This window comes from Herbiconiux sp. VKM Ac-1786 (genome assembly GCF_015350805.1).
Lineage (GTDB): Bacteria > Actinomycetota > Actinomycetes > Actinomycetales > Microbacteriaceae > Herbiconiux.
Genome location: NZ_JADKSG010000001.1, coordinates 1,816,140 through 1,841,470, shown reverse-complemented (window position 1 = coordinate 1,841,470; position 25,331 = coordinate 1,816,140). Strand labels below are relative to the sequence as shown.

Below are 25,331 nucleotides of genomic sequence, written 5' to 3'. Positions count from 1 at the left end.
CGGGCGAGGTCAGGCGGCGGGCGGGGCGGGCGGCGACGCGATGGCGGCCGCGACCACGCGGGCCATGGGTTTGCGGATCATGTGGTCGCTGGCCGCGACGACGTGCGTGGTGACCCCGCGCATCCGCTCGATGATCGCCAGGTTGCCCGGCACGAGGAACTCGTCGAGCCGCCCGTAGACCACCTCGATCGGCCGCTCGACCCGGGCGAGGTCGCTGATCACCGTCTGCGACTCGATGCAGTGCTCGAGCGACTTCACGAACGGCGTCCAGTTCTGCTCGGTGATCTCCATCACGTGCTCCACCGGCAGCAGCTTCGCCACGAAGGCGGCCCGCGCGATGGTGAACTCCTTGTTCGCGCGGAAGAACTGCAGCGCCTGCAGGTACCCCGCCATCCTGAGCCGCACCCGCGGGTCGCCGATCTCGGCCGGCGAGAGGTAGACCGGTGGGCTCACGAGCACCAGCTTCGACACGTGCTCGAGGTGGGTCGCGGCGTAGCGCGCGCCGATCAGGCAGCCGAGCGAGTGCCCCACGAGCACGAACGGCTCGGCGAGGTGCAGCGAGCGGATGGTGCGCGCCAGCGCGGCGACGTGCTCCTCGAGCGTGTACTCCGCGCCCTCGGGCTGGGGGCTGCCGCCGAAGCCCAGCAGCTCGATCGCGATCACGCGCTGCTGCGGCTCGACCAGCGGCACCACGAAGTGGAAGGTGGCGGCGCTCGAGGCGATGCCGTGCACCATCACGACGACGGGCCCCGGATGCTCGACCGCCGGTTCGGCGGTGTCGATCGCCACGTGCAGCAGCGGGGCCTTCGGGTCGCGCAGCGCCTCGCGGAGCCCCTCGATCAGGTCGCCGACCCGGCCCATGGGGCACCCGCTCTCGTGTCGCGGGTGCGTCCCGGGTGGGCGCATCCGTCAGACCACTCTGCCCGCTCGGCGCACGAGGCGCCAGAGCGGGCAGAGGTGGGAGAGACGGCCGCCGCGGCGGCGGGCCGACCGGGCCGAGGCCGGAGTGCGGTCTACGCGAACGTCGACGCGTCGATCACGAAGCGGTAGCGCACGTCGGAGTTCAGCACGCGCTCGTAGGCCTCGTTGATGTAGTCGGCCGAGATCAGCTCGGTCTCGGGCGCGATGCCGTGCTCGGCGCAGAAGTCGAGCATCTCCTGGGTCTCGCCGATGCTGCCGATGCCCGAGCCCGCGAACGAGCGGCGGTTGCCGAACAGCGTGAACACGTGCAGCGGCAGGGCCTGGCCGGGGGCGCCGACGTTCACCATGGTGCCGTCGAGTGCGAGCAGCGAGAGGTAGGCGTCGAGGTCGATGACCGCGCTGACCGTGTTGATGATCAGGTCGAAGGAGTTCTTCAGGTCGCGGAAGGTCGCCTCGTCCTTCGTGGCGTAGTAGTGGTCGGCGCCGAGCTTCAGCCCGTCGTCCTTCTTGCTCAGGGTCTGCGAGAGCACGGTGACCTCGGCGCCCATGGCGTGGGCGATCTTCACGGCCATGTGGCCGAGCCCGCCGAGGCCGACGACGGCGACGCGCTTGCCGGGGCCGGCGTTCCAGTGGCTGAGGGGCGAGTAGGTCGTGATGCCGGCGCACAGCAGCGGGGCGGCCTTCTCGAAGGGGATCGACTCGGGCACGCGCAGCACGAAGTCCTCGACGACCACGACGTGGGTCGAGTAGCCGCCCTGCGTGATGGTGCCGTCGCGGTCGACGCTCGCATAGGTTCCGGTGTTGCCCTTCAGGCAGTACTGCTGCTGCCCGGCGAGGCAGTTCTCGCACTCGCGGCACGAGTTCACCATGCAGCCGACGCCGACGCGGTCGCCGACCTGGTGCAGGGTGACGTCGGAGCCGACCTCGGTGACCGTTCCGACGATCTCGTGGCCGACGGTGAGCGGGTACTGCTGGGGGCCCCAGTCGCCGCGCACGGTGTGGATGTCGGAGTGGCAGATGCCCGAGTAGGCGATCTCGATCAGCACATCGTTCGGGCCGAGGTCGCGGCGCTCGATGGTGGTCTTGACGAGCGGCTCGGTGGCAGAGGGGGCGGCGTAGGCGTTGACGGTCAGCATGGGTCTCCTGTTCGGGTGGGACCCTTCCAGCATGTCACCCTCTCGGGGCACCCGCGCTCCTGACGGGGGGTCTGCCGTGACCCCTCAGCGGACCCGGGCCGACGACCGGCGCCGCCGGATGCTCAGGCCGACTGCGTCGCGGCCCACTCCGCGACCCGGCGGGCGCTCTCCTCGGGCGAGACGTCCTCGACGCGGGTCATGATCGACCAGCGCACGCCGAACGGGTCGACGATCGACGCGAACCGGTCTCCCGAGACGAAGGTAGCCGGATGCTCGCGCACGAGTGCCCCGGCCGCCTCCGCCCGGGCGACCACGGCGTCCACGTCGGGCCGGTAGAGCGCGAGCGAGAACGACGACCCGGCGGCCGGGTCGGGTGCGACGAGACCGTAGCCGGGCAGGGCGTCGCTGAGGGTGAGCTGCCCGGCGCCGAAGTCGAGCACGGCGTGGGCGACGAGCTCGGTGCCGTCCTCCGTCGGGAAGCGGGTGACGTCGACGACCCGCGCGCCGAGCACGTCTCGGTAGAAGGTCAGCGCCGCCTCGCCGGGCGACACCACGAGGTGCGGGGTCAGGGACGTGGAGCCGTGCGGCAGCCCGTCGGTGGTGTGCACGCCGGTGGCTGCGGTCGGGGTGGTCGTCTCATCGGTCATGCCGCCATGCTAGGAACTGCGGCCCGGCCGCGTCTTGTACAAGTGCGACAGGAGGGGGTCGGATGCCCGAACCGCACTCCAAGGGTCACCTGAACCCCGGGGCGCCCGGCGTCGCCTTCGACCGCTTCGAGCTCGGCCCCGGTCTCGGCGAGCTCGTGCGTCACGTCTGGGTGGTGCGCTGGAACCTGCCCGACGGCGTGGAGCTGCCGCAGCGCGTGCTGAGCTACCCGGCCGTGAACGTCGTCGTCGAACCGCACCGGACGGTGCTCGCGGGGCCCGATCCACGGCTGTCGGTGCAGCGGTTGTCGGGAGCGGGCTGGGCGGTCGGCGTGCTGTTCCGGCCCGCGGCCGCGGTGCTGCTCTCCGACGATCCGCCGGCGGACGCGGTCGGGCGAGAGCTCCCCTACGCCGGGGGTCCGCTGCGCGAGGTGCGCGCGCTGATGACGCAGGCGCCCGCCGAGCGGGCCCGCGAGGGCCTCGTCGACACGCTGCGGCGCTGGCTGCTGCCGCTCGCCGCCGGGGTGGACGAGCGCGGCCGGCTGGTGAACGCGGTGTGCCGGCGGGCGGAGGAGGACGCCTCGATCCTGCGCGCGGCCGAGCTGGCGAAGGGCGCTGGGGTGTCGCTGCGCACGCTCGAACGGCTGCTCCACGAGCGGGTGGGGGTCGGGCCGAAGTGGCTGATCGAGTGCCGGAGGCTGCAGGAGGCGGCGACACGGCTGCACGCGCATCCGGAGACCCCGCTCAGCGACCTCTCGGCCGAGCTCGGGTACACCGACTACCCGCACTTCTCGCGTCGCTACGCCGCGGTGCTCGGCGAGACCCCCGACGAGACGCGGCGGGCCGGCCGCAGCGCCGCGCCCTGACGCGGCCCGGGGTCAGCGTGTCGCGGCCGAGGTCAGCGGGCGGCGGCCGCCAGGACGCGGGCCGCCTCGCGGGCCGCCCCCGCGTTGCTCACGCCGGCCCGGGAGCCGGCGAGCTTCGCGGCGATGTGCTCGCCGACGGTGACGGGCTCGTAGAGGTTCGGATGCTCGGCCGAGACGCACGACGGCAGCGTCGCGATCACCGCGTCGACGTCGCCGTCGTGGAAGAACGCGGCCGAGCGGCGGCGCTCGATCGTGCCGTCGACGATGGGCGGCTTCACGCGGTGCAGGGTCGACATCCAGCGCTCGTTCGTCCACCGGGCGGTGAGGTCGCCGAGGTTGATCAGCAGGGCCCCGTCGGCGGGGCTGACATCGTTCCACGAGCCGTCGGAGCCGAGCACCTGCAGCCCGCGCACCTGGTCGGCCCAGAGCACGGTGACGATGCCGTAGTCGGTGTGCTCGCCCATCCCGGTGAGCTCGCCGTCGAGGTCGACGGTGCCGGGCGGGAGGGCGTAGTTGTTCATCCGCAGCACGTCGAGAGAATGGCCCGTGAAGGCGTCGAAGAACCCTGCGGGGAGGCCGAGGGCATCCGCGAAGATGTCGGTCATCGTGTTCGCCACCCGGCGGGCCTCGGCGAAGTAGGCCTGCACGCGCGGCTCGAAGCCGGGGGCCGCGGCGCCCGGCCAGAGGTTCTCGGCGTAGTTCTCGGCGTCGAGCTCGACGCCGGGGTAGTCGCTCTGCGCGGCGCCGACGTTGAAGGCCTCGAAGAAGTCGTTCATGCGGCTGGCCGACTCCACCCCGAGGCTGAGGCTGAGCGACTCGGACTTCGGCGCGGAGTACCCGCGGTTGATCCCGGGCGGCGTGCGGAAGGTCTTCTTCGTCTCGAGGTCGAGGGCGAAGAACTCGTCGAGCGCGTCGGCGAGGCCCTGCTGCACGGCGGGCGCGATGCCGTGACCGAGGATCTGGATGAACCCGACCTCGGAGCACGCCGCATCGATCGCCCGCGCGACGGCGGCGCGCTCGCCGGCGCTGCCGCCCGTCACGTAGGGCGCGATGTCGACGACGGGTACCTGGAACGTCATGGCGGGCCTCCTTCGCCGGGGCTCGACGAGCCCGGGTTCGTGCGATCGAGGCTAGCGGCCCGCCGTTACGGGCGTATTACGCGCCCGCGGAGCCGCTCAGAGGTTCGACTCGGGGCGGATCTCGTCGTACTCGTCCTGATTCAGGATCTCGGAGACCTCGTTGAAGCGGTACTGCGCCGTCGCGGGGCCCTCGGCCTCGGGGGCGTCGGGAACGAGCGTGTAGACGACCTGGCCGTCGCTGTAGGGGAGCACGAGCTCCTCGGGCGCTCCGTCGTCGAGCGGGATGGTCTGGTCGTCGAGCGGGCCGCCGGTGAGGTGCGCGAGTGCGGGTGTAGTCATGCGACCAGGGTACCCGGATGCCCGGGGCGGCCGCTCGTCGTCTGGGCGTCGGCTGGGCATCCGGTGTGGGCTCGGGTGCGCTCGGGCACACTGGTCGCGAGCGAGGGGGTCGCTGTGGGTGGGGAACAGGAGCACGCGGAGCAGGAGCGCGGGCAGGTGCGCGGCACGGTGCGGATCGAGCCGAGGGGCCCGTTCTCGCTGGCGGCGGGCATCCGATTCCTCGAGGGGTTCACGCCGGCGGCCCGGGACGCGGTGGGCGCCGAGTCGCTCGACGCCGCCTTCGCGCTCGAGGGGTCGTGGCGCACGGTCGGCGTCTCGGCCACCCAGGACGACGGCGGCGGCGTGCGCGGGCGCCTGTTCGCGGAGCGCGCGCTCGGCCGCGCCGAGCTCTCGGCGGCCACGGCGCAGCTCACGCGCATCCTGTCGCTCGACGTCGACGGGAGCGGATTCGCCGCCGTGGGCGAGCGGGACGAGGTCGTGGGCTCGCTGCAGCGGCGGTACCCCGGGCTCCGGCCCGTGGCGTTCTGGTCGTGGTACGAGGCGGCGGCCTGGGCGATCATCGGGCAGCGCACCCGCATGACTCAGGCCGCGGCGCTGAAGCAGCGGATGGCCGCCGAGCTCGGCGAGACGGTGGTCGTCGACGGGCGGCCGCAGCAGGCGTTCCCTGCGCCCCGCGTGCTGGCGGGGCTGGAGTCGTTCCGCGGGCTGCCCGGCCCGAAGGTCGAACGGCTGCGCGCCCTCGGAGCGGCGGCGGCCGCGAACGTGCTCGACAGCGCCCGGCTGCGGGCCCTTCCGCGCGACGAGGCGCTGGCCGCGCTGCAGGAGCTGCCGGGGATCGGGCCGTTCTCGGCCGAGCTGATCCTGCTGCGGGGTGCGGGCGACTCCGACCACGCCCCCGTGCACGAGGGACGCCTCGCGCTCGCGGCGCAGCACGCGTACCGGCTGCCGCGGCCGCCGACGCCCGAGGAGCTGACTGCGCTCTCGGCCGGGTGGGCGCCGTACCGCACCTGGGTCACTCTGCTGCTGCGCGTGGCGCTCGACGCCGACTCGTAGGCGTCAGCGAGGGCGCGCCGCGTCGAGGGCGTCGGCCGCGAAGCGCGGCCAGAGCGCGGCGTGCTCGAGCGGCAGCGCCACCCAGTCCTTGAACGGGCGGCCCTTCCCCCCGGGATCGAGCAGCGCAGCGCCTTCGAGCGCCCGGGCCTCCACGAAGACGGGAGTGCCTGCGCCGAGCTTCAGCCCCAGCGCGTCGCCGTTCAGCACCGCGAACATCGTGCCGGCGAGGGTGAGCACGGGCCGCCCCATCATGCGCGAGCGCACGATGCCCGGATCGCCGAGCTCGGCCACCACGAGATCGAGCGCCTCGAGGGCCTCCTGCGAGCTGACCGGCGCCGCCATGCCGGAATGCTACTCCGCGGGCGGGCGCTCCGACAGCAGCAGCCCGGCCCGCTCGGCGAGCGCCGCGACCGCGAGCGTGGTGCGGTCGCCGAGGTAGGGCCCGATCAGCTGCGCGCCGACCGGCAGCCCCGAGCGGCGGCCGAGCCCGACGGGGATCGCCGTGGCGGGGTTCCGCCCGATGGCCGCCAGGCGGCTCCAGTCGCCGACGAGCGACGACGGCTGCGCCTGCCCGTCCACGTCGATCGTGCGCCGGGCGGCGGGCACGTCCGAGTGCAGCGGGGCGGTCGTCGGCACGACCGGGGCGAGCACGACGTCGATGCCGTCCGCCCGCCCCGGCCCGCGGAACAGGGCGCTCCACCGCTCGGTGACCGTCCGCTGCCTCTCCCAGGCCCGCCAGACGTCGCCGATGCCCGGAAGGGGGTCGTCAGGGGCATCCGTCACCGTGTTCGCCAGCTCGATCTGCTGCAGCAGCGCGAAGAACTCGAGCGCCTCGGCCCCGGCGACGGGCGGATGCTCGAGCCCCACCACCTCGCACCCGGCCTCCTCGAGGCGGCGGGCGAAGGCGCCGATCGCCTCGGCCGTCTCGGCGTCGACCGGCAGCTCGGGATCGCTCCACAGCGCCACCCGCGTGCCGCCGAGGCCGGACACCCGGGACGCCGGCAGCGCCAGCCGCCAGCCCTCGGCGTCGGGCTCGGCGGGGCCGGCGACGACGTCCATCAGCAGGGCGAGGTCGCGCGCCGACCGGGCGAGCGGCCCCGAGGCCGAGAGCGGCGGTTCGAGCAGCCCGCCGCCGGGCCAGGGCAGGTGCCCGCGCTTGGAGACGGTGCCCGTGCTCGGCCGGTGCCCGAACACCCCGCACCAGGCCGCCGGGATGCGGATCGAGCCCGCCAGGTCGCTGCCGAGCTCGCCCGCCGCGAACCCCGCGGCCACGGAGGCGGCCGAGCCGCCGGAGGAGCCACCGGGGGTGCGGGCGGGATCCCACGGGTTGGCGGTGCGTCCGAAGTCGTCGTTGGCCGACTGGCTGTCGGCGAGGAGAAGGGGCACGTTGCTCTTGCCGAGCAGCACGGCGCCCGCGCGGCGGAGGCGGGCCACCGCGGGGGCGTCGTGGGCGGGCATCCGCGAGTCACTGAGCCGGCCCTGGCTGGTGCGCAGGCCCTGCACGTCGAAGGAGTCCTTGACCGTGACGGGCAGCCCGGCCAGCGGGCCGAGCGGCTCACCGGCCTCCCGGCGGCGGTCGGTCTCGGCGGCCTGCGCCCGCGCGCCCTCGGCGTCGACGGTGACCAGGGCGACGAGCCCGGGGTTCCGCCGACCGATCAGCGCGAGGTGCTCCTCGACCAGCTCGACGGCCGACACCTCCCGGCGCCGCAGCGCCCCCAGCAGGTCGTAGGCGTCGTACTCGTTCAGCGCAGCATCCACCGCGCCATCCTGCCCCACCCGCGTTGCGCGCGTGTTTCGCGCCCCGCCCGCCTATGCGAGCGCCGGGGTGAGGGGTCAGGAGGCGTAGGCCCCCACGAGCCGCACCGCGCCGCCGTCGACGCCCTTGGCGCCCTGCTCGAAGCCGTCGGCCGCCGCGAACGCGCGGGCCGCCGTCGAGACCGTGCCGACCGGCCAGGTGCGGATGCCCTCCGCCTCGATCGCCGCCGCGACCGCCGTCGCCGACGAGGCCGAGACCACCGCGAAGAAGCCGACGCCGAGGTTCCAGGTGCCCTCGGCCGACTCCAGCGTCGAGCCCGCGAGCGACGACAGCACGCGGAACACCGGCGCCGGCGACCACGTCGAGCGATCGACCTCGACCCACGCGCCGCGCGGCAGCACCCGCGCGAGGTTCGCCGCGATGCCGCCTCCCGTCACGTGCGAGAGCGAGTGGATGGCGCCCGAGAGCGCCGGCTGCGCGAGCACCCGCACGAGCGGCCCCGAGTACAGCCGGGTCGGCTCGAGCAGCACCTCGCCCACGACCCCGCCGAGCTCGGCCGAGTGGTCGGAGTAGGACAGCGAGGCGTCCGCGAGGATCTTGCGCACCAGCGAGTACCCGTTCGAGTGCAGCCCCGACGACTCCAGCGCCAGCACCACGTCGCCGTCCCGCACCCGCTCGGCACCGAGCAGCGCATCGGCCTCGACCGCGCCCACCGCGGCGCCCGCGACGTCGTAGTCGTCGTCGCCCATCAGCCCCGGATGCTCGGCCGTCTCTCCCCCGACGAGCGCCGTTCCGGTCTCGGAGCAGGCCCGGGCGATGCCCGCGACGATCGTGGCGATGCGCTCGGGCACCACCTTGCCGCAGGCGATGTAGTCGGTCATGAACAGCGGCCGCGCGCCCACGACGACGATGTCGTCGACGACCATGCCCACGAGGTCCTGCCCGATGGTGTCGTGCTTGTCGAGGGCCTGCGCGATGGCGATCTTGGTGCCCACTCCGTCGGTCGAGGTGGCGAGCAGCGGATGCTCGAACTGCTTCAGTGCCGACACGTCGAACATCCCGGCGAACCCGCCCACGCCGCCCAGCACCTCGGGGCCGTGCGTCCGCTGCACGGCCGCCTTCATCAGCTCGACCGCGCGGTCGCCCGCCTCGGTGTCGACTCCGGCGGCGGCGTAACTGTTGCTCATGCGCTCATTCTCCCAGGTCGGGGCGCCGGGATCAGAACGAGCAGGGCGCGAGCTGCTCGACCGCCGGCGTCAGGGCTGTTCCGCCCCCGAGCAGCACGACGTCGGTCGCGCCGAGCTCGGCGATGCCGGCCAGCACCCCGCGGGGCACGCAGGTGCCGGGCACCACGTACAGCGGAGCGTCCCGGAGCCCGGCGAGCACCCCGCCCGCGAGGGCGTCGGGGAAGTTCAGCCCGGTCGCCAGGTAGACCGTGTCCGCCTGGTCGAAGGCGTCGGCGTTCAGGGCGACGGAGGTCGAGTAGCGGTCGTCGCCGCTGACCCGGGTGACGGTGGCCGGCACTCCCGCGCTGAGCGAGTCGAGCACGCCCTCCGAGACGCTGAAGCGGCCGCCCGCGACGGTGAGCGAGCCGCTCTTCAGGGTCTGGAAGAGCTCGAGGGTGGGCGCATCCGCCGCCGCCGCCGGCCCGTTCACGAGCACGACCGGCTCGCCCTTCGAGCCCGCGGCACCGCCCGCCGAGAGGGCGTCGGCGAAGCCTCCGCCGGTGGCGACGTAGGCGTGGGGCTCCACCGAGAAGGCGTCGGCCACGACGGACCGGCTCGCCTCGTAGCGGTCGGCGCCGGCCAGGCGGTCGACCCGCGCATCCGGAACCAGCTGCTGGAGCGCCGCCCGCACCGAGTCGCGCACCGAGTCGGTGCCGCCGACGATCACGATGCGCGCCGGCTTCAGCGCGGCGATCTTGGCCGCGACGACCTCGGGCACCGTGTCGGGGAGCACCGGCAGCAGCGGGCCGCCCTTCGCGACGGCGGCGGGGCCGGCGCTCAGCGCATCCGGGTAGTTCGTGCCGGTGGCGACGTAGACCACGGGAGCGGTACCCGGGAAGGCCTCGTCGGCGACCGCCACGGCCACGTCGAAGCGCGTGGCGCCGTCGAGCCGGTCGACCGCGGGGCGATCGGCCACGAGCACGGTGCCGGTGACGGCCGGCGAGCGCTGGATGCCCGCGCCGTAGCTGGTGTACAGACTGACGCCGTGGCTGCCGGGGGTGAGGCCGGCCGCATCGGGGATCGACCAGCGCCCGTCGGCGCCGACGGGCACCAGCTTCTCGGGGCCGCCGTCGACGGAGAGGTGCACCGTGTTGCGCAGGCCGCCGCCCGGCACCGTGCCGGTGGCCGCCTCGCCGCGGTAGAGCGGCACGCCGCCGAGCAGGGTGTCGCTGGTGGGGACGGGCACCTCGACGAGGGGCTCCCACGAGGTCTGCACGTCGAGGGCGCTCTGGAAGAACTTCGAGTCGATCGGGAAGGAGCCGGTGGTGCGACCGGCCTCGCCGCAGCCGGTCTTGTAGTCGCCGAACGAGATCACGCCGACCGCGTAGGAGCCCGAGACGACCGCGCCGCCGCTGTCGCCGCTGAGGGCGCAGACGTTCGAGAGGAACGCGTTCACCTCGGTCGAGCCGATCGTCGACTCGACGTCGACGGCGCTCACCGTGCCGCAGGTCCAGCCGGTCTTGCGGCCCGACTTGCAGATGCTCTGGTTCACGACGGCGCGCGTGTAGTCGCGCACGGTCACGCCCTCGCCCGCGTCGGCCGGGCCCTGGTTGCCGCCCCAGCTGCCGACGGCGGGGAGCGGGGTCCAGGCCGGGGCCGTCGCGTAGAGGGCGGTGTCGTAGAAGTCGCCGAAGCGCAGGGAGGCGGGCAGGGGCGAGCCGAGGTGGGTGCCGGCGACGGGCGGCACCTGACCCGGGGCCTGCTGCTCGAGCGAGAAGACGCGGCCGCCGTACTCGGCGCCGGGCGTGACGCAGTGACCGGCGGTCAGGAACTGGGCGGCGCCGCTCGTGGTGTCGATGCCGTTGAAGCCGACGGAGCAGAAGTAGTCGTAGAGGCCCTTGTGGTCGTAGTACCCCTGACCGCCGACGAGGTCGCGCAGCAGCTCGGCGTCGGGGAGGTCGGCCGTCTGCCGGGCGGGTGCGCCGGGCGTGCCCGGCTGCTCGCTCACCTCGGCGACCGCGCCGGCCTCTTCGACGGCGTCGGCGTCGGCGTCGCTCGGCACCGACACCACGAGCTCGGTGCCCTCGAGCCGCGAGCCCAGCACGACGGTGCCCGCGGCCTCGAGCGCGTCGACGACTCCGCCGGCGGTGGCGGCCGCGTCGGCCTGGGCGAAGAACTGCTCGGGCGTGATGCCGAGGTCGCGCCGGAGCGCCTCGACCAGCTCGGGCGGGGCCTCGGCGGCCTCGGCGGCGTAGGCCTGCAGCGGGAACTCGCCCATCACCACGGGGCCGGGATCGACGGGCGCGGGCGTCTCGTCGGCGCGCGCGGCCGGGGCCGGAACCCCGAGGAGGGCCCCCGCGAGCAGGGCGACGGCGGTCAGCGACCCGGTGACGGCGGTGCGGACGGTCATGACTCTGCCTCTCGGTCGACCGAGGGCGCGTGCCGCCGCCCGAGGGCGCCCCAGTCGATCAGAGTCCCCCGGCTCGGATCCCCTTCATCGTACGGGGCGCACTCCGGCCCCGGTCAACCCCGCGGGCCGACCGCGTCGGCGGCCGCCGCGCCCCACGGGCCCGGCGACCGCCCCGCTCAGAACCCGCAGGGGGCCAGCGCCGCCACGGCCGGGCTCAGGGCGTTCACGCCGCCGAACAGCACGATCCGCGTCGCGCCGAGCGTCTTCACGTCGGCGAGCACACCCTGCGGCACGCAGTCGCCGGGCACCACGTAGAGCGGAGCATCCGACGTGCCGGCCAGCACGGCCCCGGCGAGGGCGTCGGGGAAGTTGGTGCCGGTCGCGAGGTAGACGGTGTCGCTCGCGGTGAACGCCGAGCGGTTCAGCGCGATCGACGTCTGGTAGCGGTCGGCCGCCGAGACCCGGTCGACGGATGCGGGAACCGCCCCGAGGGAGGTCTTCACTCCCTCGGACACCGAGTTGGGGCCGCCCACCACGGTGATGCTCGTCGTCGTGAGCGAGCGCAGGAGCGACAGGGTCGGAGCATCCGCCGCCTTCGCACCGCCGTTCACCAGCACCACCGGCTCGAGCGCCGAGCCGGCCGCGCCACCCGCCGAGAGGGCGTCGGGGAAGTTGCCGCCCGTGGCCGCGTACGCGTGCGTCGCCTCGTCGAAGACGGCGGCGACCACCGCGCGACTCGCCTCGTAGCGGTCGGCCCCCGAGAGCCGCTCGACCGTGACCCCGTCGACCAGGCCGCGGAGCGTCGAGACCACCGCCGCGGACACGGCCGTCGTGCCCCCGACCACGACGATGCGCTGCGGGGCCAGGGCGCGGATCTCGTCCGCCACCGCGGCCGGAACCGCGGTCGGGGTGACCAGCAGCAGCGGGCCGCCCTCGGCGACCGCCGCCGGGGCGGCGCTGAGCGCATCCGGGTAGTTCAGACCGGTCGCCACGTAGACGACCGGTGCGGTCGTCGGGAAGGACGCCTGGGCGACCTTCACGGCACCCTCGAACCGGTCGGCGCCGGCGATCCGCTGCACGTCGCCGACGAACAGAGTGCCCGAGACGGAGGCCGAACGCGACTGCGCGTCGTCGGGACCGAAGGTCGAGTACGCCGTGTAGCTGTGGGCGCCGGGCGTGAGGCCGGCCACCGAGACGTTCCAGGAGCGGTTGTCGAACACGTCGGCGAGGTAGGACGGGCCGCCGTCGACACTGATGGTGACGGCGTAGTTGCCGGTGCCGCCCGGGAGCGTGCCGGTGATCGGCTTGCCCACCGCGGTCACGGCGTTGACCAGCGGCCGGGGGGCCTCGACCTTCAGCCACCAGTTCGTCGCCAGGGTCACGATCGAGCCGTAGGGCTGGTCGCCCTCGGAGCCGCCGATCATGGGGAAGACCGCGGTGACGCCCGACGGCGTGCAGGAGTCGGCGGTGCCGCCCGAGATGAGACCCAGGGCGTACGGACCCGACACGACGGCGCCGCCGCTGTCGCCGTGGTCGCTGCAGAGCCCGCGCACGATGTCGACGTTGACCTTCTCGCCGCTCACGGGGATCAGCTGGTCGACCGCGTCGACGGTGCCGCAGCTCCAGCCGGTCGTGCGGCCCGACTTGCACAGGCTCTGGCCCTCGATGGCATCGCCGTAGTCGCGGACGGGCTGGGACGCGCCCGAGGTCACCGGACCGTTGTTGGCGCCGGAGTTGTAGGTGCCGACCACACCGCGGGAGTCCCAGCCGGACGCGGTGTCGACGAGGCCTCCGTCGAACTCGCCGCCGAAACGGAAGCTGCCCGCGACCTGCTGCCCCAGACGGGCACCGAGGCGGCCGTTCGGGTCGTTCGGGTGGCTCTCGATGATCTGGTCGACCCGGCCGTCGTCGCCGGGGAGCGAGCAGTGGCCGGCGGTGACGAAGCGCGCCTGGCCGCTCGCCCGGTCGATGCCGTTGAAGGCGGTCGAGCAGGCGTAGCCGCCGGTGGAGTCGGCGAAGTAGTAGCCCTGTCCACCCACGAGGTCGGCGAACGACTCGAGCTCGGTGCCGGCGTAGCGGTCGCGGCCGGGAGCCGAGCCCACCTCGGCGACGGCGTTCGCCGCCTCGACGGCGGGCACGTCGGCGGCGCTCTCGACCGTCACGACGAGCCGGGTGCCCTCCAGGCGGGACGAGGCCACCGCGACGCCCTCGAGCGTGAGCGCGTCGACCACCTGCGTGGCCGCGGCGGCCGCGTCGGCGTTCGCGAGGTACTCCTCGGGGGTCGAGCCGAGGTCGGCCGAGAGCGCCTCGACGAGCTCGGGCGGCAGCTCGGCGGCGGCCGCGGTGTAGGACTCGAGCGGGAGGTCGGGCATCACGGGGCGGTCGGCGGGCGCGGGGGCGGGCGCGACGGGGGCGGGGGCGGGCTGCTCGTCGGCGCCGGCGGCGACGGGGGCACCGAGGAGGGTGCCGGCCGCGAGGGCGGCGACGGTCAGGGTGCCGAGCACGCCGGCACGGCGGACACGGGGGCGGCGAGCGCGCAGGTGCACGGGAGGCCTCTCGATCGGGCCGAGAGCGGACGTCGCCATCCGGGGTGCCGCCACTGACGGTCGCGAGTCCCCCGGCTCGGATCGTGCTCATACTATGTCGGCCGCGGCCCGCGATCGGGGCCGCCCGACGTCCCAGTTCGGGGGTCAGCCCGGGGTCAGTCCTGCGACTCGAGCAGCGCCGCCGCGTCGGCCACCTGCCCGAAGAACAGCGCCTGGTCGGTGAGCTCGGCCGGGTCGTCGGAGGAACCCTGGATGCTGATGGTGAACGCCCGCCCGTCGGAGCGCTCCAGGTACCACGAGCCCGCCAGCACGCCGACCGAGCTGCCGCCCTTGAAGGCGATGTACGACCAGGCGTCGCTGCCCGTGATGTCCTCGCCGAGCCCGGGGTTGATCGCCAGGATCTCCCGCACCGGCGCCCCCGTCGGCGTCTCCGCCTTCTGCTGCAGCCCGCGGTGCACGGCGACCAGGTCGTCGGGCGTGGTGAACCAGTCGAGCCCCTGCTCCCAGACCGGGGTCGTCACGGCGGCGGCGTCGACGTCGAGCAGCCCCGTCGGGAGGCCGGCCAGCAGGGCGCGGCGGCCGTCCGCGTCGGCCGAGGCCCAGTCCGAAGCCGACGAGGGCGAGCCCCAGCCCAGCTCGAACAGCGCCCGCGTCGTCAGCAGCGGGGTGTTCTCGGCGGGGTCGTGGTGTCCGAGCTCCGCGAACGAGCGCTCCACCGCCTCGGGCCCCACCGTCGCGATCAGCAGGTCGGTCGCCGTGTTGTCGCTCTCCGAGATCATCGCGGCAGCCGCATCCTGAACCGTGATGACCGTGCCGCTCGGCTCGGTGCGGAGGTCGCCCGAGGGCAGGCTCTTCACGGCGTCGGTGAGGGTCAGCGGGGTGTCCCAGGCGAGGGTGCCGGCCGCGACCGCGTCGGCGACCGCGCCGAGCACGTAGAGCTTGAACATCGAGCCGGAGGGCTTCGACTGGTCGGCGTCGCTCTGGCCGGGGCTCGTGGCCTCGAGGATGCGCTCGCCGCTCGACACGTCGGTGACGACGAGCGTGGTGTCCGCCGCGAACTGCGCGACCGTGTCGTCGAGCTCCTGCCACGAGGCGGCCGGCACCCGGTCGGCGGCCGAGGGGCTGAACAGGATGCCGTTGATCAGCTCCTCGCCGTCGAGCGAGAGCTGCAGGTCGAGCTTCTGGCCGTCGCGGTCGACGATCGTTATGAGCGCCTGGCTCTCGGCCGACTGCACCGAGGTTGGCACCCAGGGGCCGGATGCGCGGAGCCCCGTGAACACCTCGGCCAGCTGAGCGGGCGTCAGCTGCGAGGCCACCGACGGCGAGAGGCGCTCGGCGACCTGGCCCTCGATCTGGTCGGGCTCGGTGGGCTCGGCGCTGATCGACTCGATCACCCAGGCGGCGTGCTCGCCGACCGGGGTCTCGGGCAGGGCGACCGCGGTGGGCGATCCGGTCGAGGCGGCGGAGGCCGCCGGGGTGCCGCTGGGTGTGCCTCCGCTCCCCGTGCAGCCCGCGAGCAGGGCAGCGGTCGTGAGGGCGAGGGCGGCGAGCGCCGTGCGGGCCGGGGCGGTGCGCGGTGTGGTGGGCATGACCCCAGCCTTCCGAGGGGGCTCCGGATGCGCATCCGGCGGCCGGGGGAACCCCCTCCCCCTGGCGACGGAACCGCCCGACCCGAGGGCCCCGAACGACCGGTAGAATCGTTGCAATGTGCGGCATCGTGGGCATCGTTTCGGCTGAGCCCGTCAACCAACTCGTCTACGACTCCCTCCTGCTGCTCCAGCACCGCGGGCAGGACTCGACCGGAATCGCCACCGCCGAGGGCAGCGTCTTCCACATCGTGAAGGCTAAGGGCCAGGTGCGGGAGGCCTTCCGCACGCGCGACATGCGGTCGCTGCTCGGCACCATGGGGCTCGGCCACGTGCGCTACGCCACCCAGGGCCAGGCCTCGCAGGAGCAGGAGGCGCAGCCCTTCTACGTGAACGCGCCGTACGGCATCATCCTGGTGCACAACGGCAACCTCACGAACACGCGCGAACTCACCAACGAGCTCTACAACATCGACCGCCGGCACCTGAACACCAGCAGCGACACCGAGGTGCTGCTGAACGTGTTCGCCAACGAGCTGCAGTCGCAGATCACCGGCCTCTCGCTCGACCCCGACCAGATCTTCACCGCCGTCTCGCGCGTGCACGAGCGCGTCGAGGGCTCCTACGCCACCATCGCGATGATCGCCGGGCACGGGCTGCTCGCGTTCCGCGACCCGTTCGGCATCCGCCCGCTGACCATCGGCAGCCGCCTGCTGCAGAGCGGCCAGATGGAGTACGTCGTGGCCTCCGAGTCGCTCGTGATGGAGAGCCTCGGCTACCAGATCGTGCGCGACGTCGAGCCCGGCGAGGCCGTCTTCATCACGCTCGACGGCGAGCTCATCTCCAAGCAGTGCGCCCCGAACGCACGGCTCATCCCGTGCTCGTTCGAGTACGTCTACCTCGCCCGCCCCGACTCGGTGCTCTCGGGCATCTCAGTCTACGAGGCCCGGCTGCGCCTCGGCGACTACCTCGCCGACACGGTCGCCCGCTACACGCCGATGGGCGACATCGACGTGGTCATGCCGATCCCCGACTCCTCGCGCCCCGCCGCGATGCAGGTGGCGCAGAAGCTCGGCGTCGAGTACCGCGAGGGCTTCTACAAGAACCGCTACGTCGGTCGCACGTTCATCATGCCCGGGCAGGCGGCGCGCAAGAAGTCGGTGCGTCAGAAGCTGAACGCCATGTCGAGCGAGTTCAAGGGCAAGAACATCCTGATCGTCGACGACTCGATCGTGCGCGGCACCACCTCGAAGGAGATCGTCGACATGGCCCGCCAGGCCGGGGCGAACAAGGTCACCTTCGCGTCGGCCGCGCCGCCCGTGCGCTACCCGCACGTCTACGGCATCAACATGCCGTCGCGGCACGAGCTCGTCGCGCACGACCGCAAGATCCCCGAGATCGCGGCGGCCATCGGCGCCGACCACCTCATCTACCAGGAGGTGGAGGACATGCGGAAGGCCATCACGCAGGGCTCTCCCGACGTGCACGACCTCGAGATGAGCTGCTTCACGGGCGAGTACGTCACCGGCACGGTCACGCCGGAGTACCTCGCGTGGGTGGAGAAGAACCAGCTCTCCTAGGCTTGTCGCATGCCTACCCCTGACTTCGTCCTGTCGCTGCGCGAGAAGATCGGCCACGACCAGCTCTGGCTGACCGGGGTGACCGCCGTGGTGCTGCGGCCGTCGACGGTTCCGGATGCTCCGGCCTCCGTGCTGCTCGTGCGACGCAGCGACAACGGAGCCTGGACCCCCGTGACCGGCATCATCGACCCCGGCGAGGAACCGGCCGTCGCGGGCGCCCGCGAGGTGCTCGAGGAGGCCGACGTCGTGGCCGAGCCGGTCAGCCTCGCGTGGGTACACACGCTTCCCGAGGTGGTCTACGACAACGGCGACCGCACGCTGTACCTCGACCTGTGCTTCCTGTTCCGCTACGTCTCGGGCGAGCCGTTCCCGGCCGACGGGGAGAACACGGAGGCGCAGTGGTTCGCGCTCGACGCGCTGCCGACGATGAGTGCGGAGATGCGCGCGCGCATCGACGCGGCGGTCGCCGGCGAGGCCGCGGCCCGCTTCGAGTTCTAGGCGCGGCGTTCCAGGGCGCCTCGGGCGTAGGCCGCCTGGCCGGCGTGCTGCAGGTCGTCGGAGAGCACGCTGACCAGGCGCACCGCGAGCGTGACCGGCGGGTCCCAGTTCTCGTCGACCACGCGGTCGAGGGCGGCGGCGTCGAGCGCGCGGAGGTAGGCGCCCGTCGCCGCGCGCACGGCGTCGTGGTAGCCGAGCAGGCTCTCGGCCGTGACGCCGGGGCCGGCCACCCGGCCGACGTCGGCGGAGCTCTGGCCGTAGCCCGTCGCATCCGGGGCGAAGGGCAAGGCGAAGCGCTCGGCCCACCCGCCCGCGTGCCACACCTGTTCGGAGCCGGCCGCGTCGGCCACATGGTCATCCTGAACCCGGGTGAGATGCCACACCAGCCAGGCGATCGTGTTCGCGTCGGGGTCGACCCGGACGGTCAGCAGCCCGGGGTCGATACCGTCGAGGGCGGCCGCCACCGTGTCGCGGATGCGGCCGAAGCCGTCGTCGAGGATGTCGATGCTCGTCGTCATGCGAACCACCCTAGACACGGGACGCCTCACCCGCCGCGGCGGGCCGTGACCCGCTTTCAGGCTCTTCCGAAGCATCCGTCGTAATCTGGCGGATATGCCCGAAGCACCGCACCGCCTCACCAGCGCCTTCCAGCGCCTGATCGACGGCACCAAGCGTCCCGTCGGCATGATGCTCGCCCTCGGCGTGGCGTCTGCCCTGCTCGTCACGGTGATGGCCGTGCCCGCCGTCGCCGTCACCGGGGTCTACGCCTCGCGCACCGCTGACGTGCTCGACACGCTGCCCGACTACATCCGGCCGTCGACGCTCGCGCAGAACTCCGAGATCTACGCCACCAACAGCGACGGCACCCAGGTGCTGCTCGCCACGGTGTTCGACCAGAACCGCCAGGAGGTGGGCTGGGACGACATCTCCCCCTATGTGAAGGATGCGGTGGTCACCACCGAGGACCCGCGCTTCTACGAGCACGCGGGCGTCGACATCGCCTCGACGCTGCGGGCGGCCCTCGGCAACGTCGCCTCGGGCGGCGTGGAGAGCGGCGCCTCGACGATCACGATGCAGTACGTGCGCAACATCCTCGTGCAGCAGGCGGAGTCGCTCGACACCAAGGCCGAGCGCGACGCCGCCTACGAGGCCGCGACCACCGAGTCGGTCGACCGCAAGCTCACCGAGATGCGGCTCGCGATCGCGCTCGAGAAGCAGTACTCGAAGAACGACATCCTGCTCGGCTACCTCAACATCGCGAACTTCGGCGGCTCGGTCTACGGCATCCAGGCCGCGGCCGAGTACTACTACGGCGTCAGCGCGAAAGACCTCTCGGTCGCCCAGGCCGCCTCGCTCGCCGCCACGGTGAACGAGCCGAACGGGCTGCGGATCGACGAGCCCGAGAACATCGCCGACAATCAGGCCCGCCGCGACGAGGACGTGCTCGCGTCGATGCTGAAGCACCAGGCCATCACGCAGCAGCAGTACGACGAGGCCATCGCCACGCCGGTCACCCCCGTGATCACGGCGCCCACCACCGGCTGCCAGGCCGCCGCCAGCGGCGCCGCCTACTTCTGCGACTACGTCACCTACATCGTGCGGAACGACGCCACCTTCGGCGACACCTCCGACGAGCGCTGGTCGAACTTCAAGCGCGGCGGCTACAAGATCTACACGACGCTGAACACCGACCTGCAGTGGAACGCCGACGCCCTGATGAAGGAGTACGTGCCGGCCACGAGCGACGAGGCCGATCTCGGCTCGACGATCGTCACGGTCGAGCCGGGCACGGGGCGCATCCTGGCCATGGCCCAGAACACGAACTACGCCTCCGACCCCGACACCCCGGTGGCCGGGTCGACCGCGCTGAACTACAACACCGACATCGACTACGGCGGCTCCTCGGGCTTCCAGGTCGGGTCGACCTACAAGGTGTTCGCGCTGGCCGAGTGGCTGAAGCAGGGGCACAGCCTCTCCGACCGGGTCAGCGGCAACGAGCGCGAGTGGGACCAGTCGACGTTCCCGAACAGCTGCCAGGCCCTCGGCGGCCCGTGGGAGCCGGCGAACGACGGCAGCGCGCGCCCCGGGACGATGTCGGTGCAGAACGCCCTCACCAACTCGGTGAACAACGCCTTCATCGCCATGGCGCAGCAGCTCGACCTCTGCGCCATCAAGGCCACGGCGGAGTCGCTCGGCGTGCACCGCGCCGACGGCAACCCGCTCGACACGCAGCCCTCCTCGGTGCTCGGCACCAACGAGATCGCGCCGCTGACGATGGCGGCGTCGTACGCGGCCATCGCGGCGAACGGCGTGTACTGCGCGCCCGTCGCCATCGACCGCATCGTCGGGCCCGACGGGCAGGACGTGCAGGCTCCGCAGGCGAACTGCCAGCAGACGATGGACCCGGCGATCGCCTCGACCCTCGCCTACGCGATGCTCGGACCGATCGAGAACGGCACCGCCGTCGCCTCGAACCCCGACGACGGCATCACCCACATCGGCAAGACGGGCACCACCGACAACGAGAAGGACACCTGGATGGTCGGCGCCTCCACCAAGGCCGCCACCGCGGTCTGGGTGGGCAACGTGACCGGAGACGTCTCGATGACCGACGTGTACCCGAACGGGTACCTCGGCTCGACGGTGCGGCACCGCATCTGGAACGGGATGATGACGGTCAACGACGACGTGCTGGGCGGCGACGAGTTCCCGGAGCCCGACGAGACGCTCGTCGACGGCACGTCGGAGCGCTTCGACTCCCCGTCGACGGACTCGTCCGACTCGGACTCGGACGACACCCCGTCGCCGACCGTCACCACGGCGCCGGCGCCGGTCACCCCGGCGCCTGCCGTGCCGGCCCCCACGGCGCCGGCCCCGGCCGCGCCGGCGCCCGCGCCGGCCGTCCCGGACGCCCCGGCGCCCACCCCCGCCGCGACCCCCGCGGGCTGACCCGCGGGCACCCACCCCTCCTCTCCCCTGGCGAGTGGTCACTTTCGGCGCGAAACACCCCGTTATGGCGCCAGAAGTGACCACTCGCGGAGGATGAAGGGGGACCCGCGGGCGGGCGAGAGGGTCAGCGGGTGACGTCCCCGTCGGTGGGACCGTCGGCGGAGCCGTCGGTCGCCGAGGCCGGCGGGGCGTCGGTGAGGATGCGGACCGCCGGGCCGTAGCGGGCGAGCAGGGTGTCGATCTGCGTCTGGTCGTGGCCCTCGAGCGAGAGCTCGAGCAGGCCGTCGACGCCGCTGCCCCAACCCACGAGGTCGACGCCCTCGAGGTCGCCGGCGTCGACGTCGGCGGTCACCGCGTCGGACGCGGCCTGCGCGTCGCGGGCCGAGACGTAGGACTGCTCGAACAGCACCTGATCGCGCTTCATGCCCGAGACGCTCACCAGGTCGTCCTCGATCGCCGGGTCGAGCTCGGTGAGGTAGATGCGCAGCACGTTCGGGTCGCCGCGGGTTCCGCTGGCGAGGCCCGTGTAGACGTCGGGATAGCGGCCCGGCGCGTATCCGCGGATTGCCTCGACACCGGCCACGAGCTCCGGCCCGATCATGGCCATGTCGTCCTCGGCGTCGCCCGAGCCGTACTCGGCGGGGTCGTAGTCGCCGACGTAGGGCACGACGAAGGGGGGCTCCGACGATGCGGCGTCGGTACCCGCGGGTGTCGGGGTCGCCGGCCCACCGCTCGATGGGGCGGAGGCGGCGGGCGGGGTCGGCGCCTCGGCGCCGGTGGACGGGTCGCGCTCGCCCGCGCATCCGGAGACCGTCGCCGAGAGGGCGAGAACGAGCAGCAGCCCCGTGCCGAGGCGGTTCGTTCGTGCCGACATGTGCGCGCCTCCGACCCGGTGCTACGCCGAGAGCTCGGCGAGCTTATGCTCGATGACCGTCGCCGCGTCGTCGATGAGGGCCTCGGAGATGACGACGCTGGGGAGGAAGCGGAGCACGCTGTCCCAGCTGCCGGAGTCGAGCACGATCACGCCGTTCGAGGTGGCATGCTCGATGACCGCCGCCAGCGCCTCGGGGTTGGGCTTCTTCGTGCCGGGCTGCACCAGCTCGACGCCGAACATCGCGCCCTTGCCGCGCACTTCCCCGACGATCGGGAAGCGCTCGGCCCAGTCGCCGATTCGGGCGAGGAACGCGCGCTCCACGCGCTGCGCCTCGCCGATCAGGTCGTCGCGCTCGATGATCTCGAAGACCTTGAGCGCCGCCGCGGTGGAGACCGGATTGCCGCCGAAGGTGCCGCCGATGCCGCCGGGCTGCACCGCATCCATGATCTCGGCCCGGCCGGTGACCGCCGCGAGCGGGAAGCCGCCCGCGATGCCCTTCGCGCTGGTGACGAGGTCAGGGACGACGCCGTGGTGCTCGATGGAGTACCAGGCGCCGGTGCGCGCGATGCCGGCCTGGATCTCGTCGGCGACGAAGACGATGCCGTTCTCGGTGCAGAACTCGCTGAGCCGCTTGAAGTAACCGGGCGCCGGGATGATGATGCCGCCGTCGCCCTGGATCGGCTCGACGAAGAGCGCGGCCAGCTCGGTGGCGCCGATGTGGGTGACGATGTAGTCGATCGTGCGCTCGGCCGCCTCGTCTCCCGTCATGCCCTCGGGGTCGCGGAAGGGGTAGCTGATCGGCACGCTGTAGATGTCGCCCGGCATCGGGCCCATGCCCGCGCGCTCGGGCCAGGGGCGGTAGGTCATCGCCATCGTGAGGTTGGTGCGGCCGTGGAAGGCGTGGTCGAGGGTCGCGATGACGCGGCGGCCCGTGTACTTGCGGGCGATCTTCACGGCGTTCTCGACGGCCTCGGCGCCCGAGTTCACGAGGATCGAGTGCTTCTCGAAGTCGCCCGGGGTGATCTCGGCGAGCTTCTCGGCGACCTTCAGGTAGGGCTCGTAGGGCGTGACCGTGAAGAGCGTGTGGGTGAGCTTCGCGGCCTGCTCGGCGGCGGCCGCGACGACTTCGGGGTGGGCATGGCCGACCGTGGTGACCCCGATGCCGCAGCCGAGGTCGATGATCTGGTTGCCGTCGACGTCGACCAGGATGGCGCCGGACCCGTGGTCCATGTAGATGTCGGCGAGCGTGCCGGCCCCGCGGGACACGGCCTTGCGGCGGCGCTCGTGCAGCTCGCGCGACTTCGGGCCGGGCAGCTCGGTGACGAGCTTGCGCTCCTGGGCGACGGTGAATTCGGTCGTGACCATGTTTCGAGCCTATGCCTCTCCCCCGACGGCGGCCTCTCCCCCGACAGCGGCCTGTCCTCCGACAGCGACCTCGGGTGTCTTCGCCGGGCAGCCCACCACGTGATCGTCGAAGACCCCCACGGCCTCGAGGTACGCGTTCACGATGGTCGAGCCCACGAAGGTGAAGCCGCGCTTCTTCAGCTCTTTGCTGAGGCGGTCGCTCAGCTCGCTCGTCACCGGCAGCTCGGCCGTCGACGCGGGGTGGTTCACGATCGGCGCCCCGCCGGCCATCCCCCACAGGTACTCGGCGAAGCCGCCGAACTCGCGCTGCACCGCGATGAAGGCGAGGGCGTTCTTGCGGGTGCCGACGATCTTCAGACGGTTCCGGATGATCGCCGACTCGTTCATCAGTGCCTCGAGCTCCTGGTCGCCCATGCCCGCGACGGCCTCGACGTCGAACCCCTTGAAGGCCGCCCGATACCCCTCGCGCCGCCCCAGGATCGTCGCCCACGACAGCCCGGCCTGCGCCCCCTCGAGCACGAGCATCTCGAACAGGTACGCGTCATCGCGCCGCGGCCGCCCCCACTCGTCATCGTGGTACCGCCGCATCGCCTCCGACCCGGTGGCCCACCCGCACGTCCCGTCGCCCGCCGGCCCTTGTTCGCTCATGCCCCCACTGTGGCAGCCACCTCCGACACCGGGCGCGCAGCCGCGTCAGCCGAGGTCAGCCGGCCTCAGCCGCCGGCCGAGGAGGAGGCGAAGCCGGACTTGCCCGAGGAGCCGAAGCCCGCCTTGAGGGGGGCGCGTTCGCCCGTGGTGGCGCCGGCGGGTGCGGGCGAGACCACGTCGGTCTGCAGGCGAGTGCCCGGCGCGGCGAAGCCGGCCGACGGCACGGGGGCCCAGCCCGAGACGCGGGGCGAGTTCCAGCGCGAGCCCGCGAACAGCAGCGGCCCGAGCCAGAGCCCGGCGTAGCCGGCGGTGGGGTAGCGGGAGGAGGGCTCGCAGAGCTCCTCCGGGGTGTCGACGATGTCCTGGCCCTGCTTCTCGAGCACGGCGATCTGCTCGGTGACGTCGGCGATGCAGTCCTCCTTCGAGGAGTACATCGGCCGCTCGGCGTCGGAGGGCACGACGTACTTCTGACCATCGGCACCCTCGAGCACGACGCCCTCCTCCGTCGGCGCGCAGCCCGACAGGGCGAGCACGGCCCCCGCGATCGATGCGACCGCGACACCCCGGGCCACCCCGGGCGACAGGGAGGTGAGGCCCGGCCGGTTGGCCGCGGCGATCCCGGTCAGCGACAGCGACGTCGACGCAGAAGATCTCACGATGTCTCCTCAGAAGCGATGTAGTGCGGCACGAACTCCGCGAGGTCCCCGGTGATCGGCCCGCTGGTCTCGCGCAGGTCGATGCCCGCGGGCGTCTCCCCCACGATCCAGCTCCCGATCACCGCGGTCTTCCCCGGGATCGGCGCGAACCGGGCGAGCTCCTGGTGCACGAAGCCCTCCGACCCGTACTCCCCGGAGGCGGCAGCGACGACGGCCCCCGTGGCGTCGTGCACCGAGACGTTCGCGCCCTCTCTGCCGAGCCGCGGCTTCGACACGAAAGGACGGCCGGACAGAGCATCCGGAGTCGCGAACGCGGGCAGCAGATGGGGGTGCCCCGGGAAGAGCTCCCAGAGCACGACGAGCAGCTGCTTGTTGCTGAGCAGCAGCTTCCAGGCGGGCTCGACCCACTGGGTGGCGCCACGGCTGACGGGCAGGAAGCCGCCGAACTGCTCGGTGATCATCCACTCCCAGGGGTAGAGCTTGAAGATGTGGCGGATCGGTTCGTCGGAGCCGTCGAGGAAGATCTGCCGGTCCATGCTCCAGCGCACGTCCTCCATGAAGATCAGCTTCGGGTCGAAGCCGGCGGCCGCGGCGGTCTCGGCCATGTAGGCGACGGTGTCGAAGTCCTCGACGATCAGCGAGCCGTCGCCCGAGTCGTGCAGCGAGGCGAGGTGCAGCCGCGCTCCCGGCGCGAGGCCCCAGCGGGCCGAACGGATGTGCGTCCACTGCTCCACGAGCAGCTCGTGCAGCCCGTTGAACTGGTCGGCCCCGGCCGGCAGCGAGCCGTCGCGGCGCCGTTCGTCGAGCCACTGCCACTGCGCGGCGGCCGTCTCGACCAGCGAAGTGGGGGTGTCGGCGTTGAACTCGAGCATCGTCACGGTGCCTGCCCCGTCGTAGGCGAGGTCGAAGCGGCCGTAGACCGTGGGGTCGTCGTCGTCCCAGGATGCGCGGACGAGCTCGTGGTACCGCCCCGGTATCCCGAACTCCTCGAACCGGCCCTGGCGCACCACGTGCTCGACGGCGTCCATGCAGCGGGCGAAGAGCTCGGCGGTGGCGGTCTCGATCAGCTCGATCTCGGGCATCGTGAAGACGTACGCCGCGGATTCGTTCCAGTACGGCCGGCCGCCCTCCGACTCGAGGTCGTAGAAGCTGAAGCCGACCGCGTCCAGGCGGTCGCGCCAGGCGGGGCGGGGCGTCATCTCGGTGCGGTGCATCCAGAAAAGCGTAGCCCCGCCGCGGGGGTGCACGGCGGGGCTTGC

The 25,331-nt window shown here is 72.9% G+C and carries 22 protein-coding genes; 5 read left to right on the top strand and 17 right to left on the bottom strand.

Annotation, left to right across the window (positions count from 1 at the left end; translation table 11 throughout):
- Window positions 1–9: 9 nt before the first annotated feature.
- From ITJ64_RS09065 to ITJ64_RS09055, 3 genes are all read right to left on the bottom strand, one after another.
- Window positions 10–861 carry an alpha/beta fold hydrolase gene (locus tag ITJ64_RS09065; RefSeq protein WP_194680317.1) on the bottom strand — a complete coding sequence of 284 codons (852 nt, stop codon included), beginning with the start codon at window positions 859–861 and terminating at the stop codon, window positions 10–12.
- A gap of 152 nt (window positions 862–1,013) precedes the next feature.
- Window positions 1,014–2,057 carry an NAD(P)-dependent alcohol dehydrogenase gene (locus ITJ64_RS09060; protein ID WP_179546549.1) on the bottom strand — a complete coding sequence of 348 codons (1,044 nt, stop codon included), beginning with the start codon at window positions 2,055–2,057 and terminating at the stop codon, window positions 1,014–1,016.
- A gap of 122 nt (window positions 2,058–2,179) precedes the next feature.
- A complete protein-coding gene (locus ITJ64_RS09055) occupies window positions 2,180–2,704 on the bottom strand; it encodes a glyoxalase/bleomycin resistance/extradiol dioxygenase family protein (protein ID WP_194680316.1) in 525 nt (174 codons plus the stop codon).
- A gap of 62 nt (window positions 2,705–2,766) precedes the next feature.
- Between ITJ64_RS09055 and ITJ64_RS09050 the strand changes: the two genes are divergently transcribed.
- Window positions 2,767–3,567: a helix-turn-helix domain-containing protein gene (locus ITJ64_RS09050; RefSeq protein ID WP_194680315.1), complete on the top strand. Its 801-nt coding sequence runs from the start codon at window positions 2,767–2,769 to the stop codon at window positions 3,565–3,567.
- A 32-nt stretch (window positions 3,568–3,599) separates the two neighbouring features.
- On the opposite strand, the gene ITJ64_RS09045 is transcribed toward ITJ64_RS09050, so the two are convergent.
- Entirely contained in the window at window positions 3,600–4,646 is a 1,047-nt protein-coding gene (locus tag ITJ64_RS09045) for an isopenicillin N synthase family oxygenase (protein ID WP_194680314.1), read from the bottom strand.
- 96 nt (window positions 4,647–4,742) lie between these two features.
- A complete protein-coding gene (locus ITJ64_RS09040) occupies window positions 4,743–4,985 on the bottom strand; it encodes a response regulator (protein ID WP_194680313.1) in 243 nt (80 codons plus the stop codon).
- 114 nt (window positions 4,986–5,099) lie between these two features.
- On the opposite strand from ITJ64_RS09040, the gene ITJ64_RS09035 reads away from it, so the two are divergent.
- Window positions 5,100–6,038: a DNA-3-methyladenine glycosylase gene (locus ITJ64_RS09035; RefSeq protein ID WP_228507767.1), complete on the top strand. Its 939-nt coding sequence runs from the start codon at window positions 5,100–5,102 to the stop codon at window positions 6,036–6,038.
- A gap of 3 nt (window positions 6,039–6,041) precedes the next feature.
- Here ITJ64_RS09035 and ITJ64_RS09030 read toward each other — a convergent pair whose 3' ends face one another.
- The 6 genes from ITJ64_RS09030 to ITJ64_RS09005 all read right to left on the bottom strand — a co-directional run bounded on the left by ITJ64_RS09030 (window position 6,042) and on the right by ITJ64_RS09005 (window position 15,505).
- Window positions 6,042–6,380 carry a hypothetical protein gene (locus ITJ64_RS09030; RefSeq protein WP_194680312.1) on the bottom strand — a complete coding sequence of 113 codons (339 nt, stop codon included), beginning with the start codon at window positions 6,378–6,380 and terminating at the stop codon, window positions 6,042–6,044.
- 9 nt (window positions 6,381–6,389) lie between these two features.
- Window positions 6,390–7,796, bottom strand: coding sequence for an amidase family protein (locus ITJ64_RS09025; RefSeq protein WP_194680311.1), 1,407 nt, complete (start codon window positions 7,794–7,796; stop codon window positions 6,390–6,392).
- Between the two features lie 75 nt (window positions 7,797–7,871).
- On the bottom strand, window positions 7,872–8,981 hold the full coding sequence (purM, locus tag ITJ64_RS09020; RefSeq protein WP_194680310.1) for a phosphoribosylformylglycinamidine cyclo-ligase: 1,110 nt from the start codon (window positions 8,979–8,981) through the stop codon (window positions 7,872–7,874).
- Between the two features lie 31 nt (window positions 8,982–9,012).
- Window positions 9,013–11,370: a cell wall-binding repeat-containing protein gene (locus tag ITJ64_RS09015; RefSeq protein WP_194680309.1), complete on the bottom strand. Its 2,358-nt coding sequence runs from the start codon at window positions 11,368–11,370 to the stop codon at window positions 9,013–9,015.
- Window positions 11,371–11,546: 176 nt separating this feature from the next.
- A complete protein-coding gene (locus ITJ64_RS09010) occupies window positions 11,547–13,916 on the bottom strand; it encodes a cell wall-binding repeat-containing protein (RefSeq protein ID WP_194680308.1) in 2,370 nt (789 codons plus the stop codon).
- A 155-nt stretch (window positions 13,917–14,071) separates the two neighbouring features.
- Complete coding sequence (locus ITJ64_RS09005; RefSeq protein ID WP_194680307.1) at window positions 14,072–15,505, bottom strand: serine hydrolase; 1,434 nt, start codon at window positions 15,503–15,505, stop codon at window positions 14,072–14,074.
- A 116-nt stretch (window positions 15,506–15,621) separates the two neighbouring features.
- Between ITJ64_RS09005 and purF the strand changes: the two genes are divergently transcribed.
- Window positions 15,622–17,082, top strand: coding sequence for an amidophosphoribosyltransferase (gene purF, locus ITJ64_RS09000; protein ID WP_194680306.1), 1,461 nt, complete (start codon window positions 15,622–15,624; stop codon window positions 17,080–17,082).
- A 9-nt stretch (window positions 17,083–17,091) separates the two neighbouring features.
- Window positions 17,092–17,580 carry an NUDIX domain-containing protein gene (locus ITJ64_RS08995; protein WP_194680305.1) on the top strand — a complete coding sequence of 163 codons (489 nt, stop codon included), beginning with the start codon at window positions 17,092–17,094 and terminating at the stop codon, window positions 17,578–17,580.
- On the opposite strand, the gene ITJ64_RS08990 is transcribed toward ITJ64_RS08995, so the two are convergent.
- On the bottom strand, window positions 17,577–18,098 hold the full coding sequence (locus ITJ64_RS08990) for a DUF664 domain-containing protein (RefSeq protein ID WP_194680304.1): 522 nt from the start codon (window positions 18,096–18,098) through the stop codon (window positions 17,577–17,579). The genes ITJ64_RS08995 and ITJ64_RS08990 overlap by 4 nt on opposite strands.
- 94 nt (window positions 18,099–18,192) lie before the next feature.
- Here ITJ64_RS08990 and ITJ64_RS08985 point away from each other — a divergent pair, with 94 nt between their 5' ends.
- Complete coding sequence (locus ITJ64_RS08985) at window positions 18,193–20,529, top strand: transglycosylase domain-containing protein (protein WP_194680303.1); 2,337 nt, start codon at window positions 18,193–18,195, stop codon at window positions 20,527–20,529.
- 124 nt (window positions 20,530–20,653) lie between these two features.
- On the opposite strand, the gene ITJ64_RS08980 is transcribed toward ITJ64_RS08985, so the two are convergent.
- The 5 genes from ITJ64_RS08980 to ITJ64_RS08960 all read right to left on the bottom strand — a co-directional run bounded on the left by ITJ64_RS08980 (window position 20,654) and on the right by ITJ64_RS08960 (window position 25,286).
- Window positions 20,654–21,403, bottom strand: coding sequence for a hypothetical protein (locus ITJ64_RS08980; protein WP_194680302.1), 750 nt, complete (start codon window positions 21,401–21,403; stop codon window positions 20,654–20,656).
- 21 nt (window positions 21,404–21,424) lie between these two features.
- Window positions 21,425–22,768, bottom strand: coding sequence for an aminotransferase class III-fold pyridoxal phosphate-dependent enzyme (locus ITJ64_RS08975; RefSeq protein ID WP_194680301.1), 1,344 nt, complete (start codon window positions 22,766–22,768; stop codon window positions 21,425–21,427).
- Between the two features lie 9 nt (window positions 22,769–22,777).
- Complete coding sequence (locus tag ITJ64_RS08970) at window positions 22,778–23,416, bottom strand: DNA-3-methyladenine glycosylase I (protein WP_194680300.1); 639 nt, start codon at window positions 23,414–23,416, stop codon at window positions 22,778–22,780.
- A gap of 65 nt (window positions 23,417–23,481) precedes the next feature.
- Window positions 23,482–24,072, bottom strand: a complete 591-nt coding sequence (locus tag ITJ64_RS08965) for a hypothetical protein (RefSeq protein ID WP_194680299.1) — start codon at window positions 24,070–24,072, stop codon at window positions 23,482–23,484.
- Window positions 24,069–25,286: a glutathionylspermidine synthase family protein gene (locus tag ITJ64_RS08960; protein WP_194680298.1), complete on the bottom strand. Its 1,218-nt coding sequence runs from the start codon at window positions 25,284–25,286 to the stop codon at window positions 24,069–24,071. The genes ITJ64_RS08965 and ITJ64_RS08960 overlap by 4 nt, the downstream gene beginning before the upstream one ends.
- Between the last annotated feature and the right edge of the window lie 45 nt (window positions 25,287–25,331).

What these genes read in the sequence shown, in the direction of transcription:
- ITJ64_RS08980 (WP_194680302.1), bottom strand. Translation starts at nt 21,403, where the DNA reads ATGTCGGCACGAACGAACCGCCTCGGCACGGGGCTGCTGCTCGTTCTC.
- ITJ64_RS09045 (WP_194680314.1), bottom strand. Translation starts at nt 4,646, where the DNA reads ATGACGTTCCAGGTACCCGTCGTCGACATCGCGCCCTACGTGACGGGC.
- ITJ64_RS09015 (WP_194680309.1), bottom strand. Translation starts at nt 11,370, where the DNA reads ATGACCGTCCGCACCGCCGTCACCGGGTCGCTGACCGCCGTCGCCCTG.
- ITJ64_RS08985 (WP_194680303.1), top strand. Translation starts at nt 18,193, where the DNA reads ATGCCCGAAGCACCGCACCGCCTCACCAGCGCCTTCCAGCGCCTGATC.
- ITJ64_RS08975 (WP_194680301.1), bottom strand. Translation starts at nt 22,768, where the DNA reads ATGGTCACGACCGAATTCACCGTCGCCCAGGAGCGCAAGCTCGTCACC.
- ITJ64_RS08990 (WP_194680304.1), bottom strand. Translation starts at nt 18,098, where the DNA reads ATGACGACGAGCATCGACATCCTCGACGACGGCTTCGGCCGCATCCGC.
- ITJ64_RS09055 (WP_194680316.1), bottom strand. Translation starts at nt 2,704, where the DNA reads ATGACCGATGAGACGACCACCCCGACCGCAGCCACCGGCGTGCACACC.
- purF (WP_194680306.1), top strand. Translation starts at nt 15,622, where the DNA reads ATGTGCGGCATCGTGGGCATCGTTTCGGCTGAGCCCGTCAACCAACTC.
- ITJ64_RS09005 (WP_194680307.1), bottom strand. Translation starts at nt 15,505, where the DNA reads ATGCCCACCACACCGCGCACCGCCCCGGCCCGCACGGCGCTCGCCGCC.
- ITJ64_RS08970 (WP_194680300.1), bottom strand. Translation starts at nt 23,416, where the DNA reads ATGAGCGAACAAGGGCCGGCGGGCGACGGGACGTGCGGGTGGGCCACC.
- ITJ64_RS09040 (WP_194680313.1), bottom strand. Translation starts at nt 4,985, where the DNA reads ATGACTACACCCGCACTCGCGCACCTCACCGGCGGCCCGCTCGACGAC.
- ITJ64_RS08960 (WP_194680298.1), bottom strand. Translation starts at nt 25,286, where the DNA reads ATGCACCGCACCGAGATGACGCCCCGCCCCGCCTGGCGCGACCGCCTG.
- ITJ64_RS09060 (WP_179546549.1), bottom strand. Translation starts at nt 2,057, where the DNA reads ATGCTGACCGTCAACGCCTACGCCGCCCCCTCTGCCACCGAGCCGCTC.
- ITJ64_RS09030 (WP_194680312.1), bottom strand. Translation starts at nt 6,380, where the DNA reads ATGGCGGCGCCGGTCAGCTCGCAGGAGGCCCTCGAGGCGCTCGATCTC.
- purM (WP_194680310.1), bottom strand. Translation starts at nt 8,981, where the DNA reads ATGAGCAACAGTTACGCCGCCGCCGGAGTCGACACCGAGGCGGGCGAC.
- ITJ64_RS09050 (WP_194680315.1), top strand. Translation starts at nt 2,767, where the DNA reads ATGCCCGAACCGCACTCCAAGGGTCACCTGAACCCCGGGGCGCCCGGC.
- ITJ64_RS08995 (WP_194680305.1), top strand. Translation starts at nt 17,092, where the DNA reads ATGCCTACCCCTGACTTCGTCCTGTCGCTGCGCGAGAAGATCGGCCAC.
- ITJ64_RS09065 (WP_194680317.1), bottom strand. Translation starts at nt 861, where the DNA reads ATGGGCCGGGTCGGCGACCTGATCGAGGGGCTCCGCGAGGCGCTGCGC.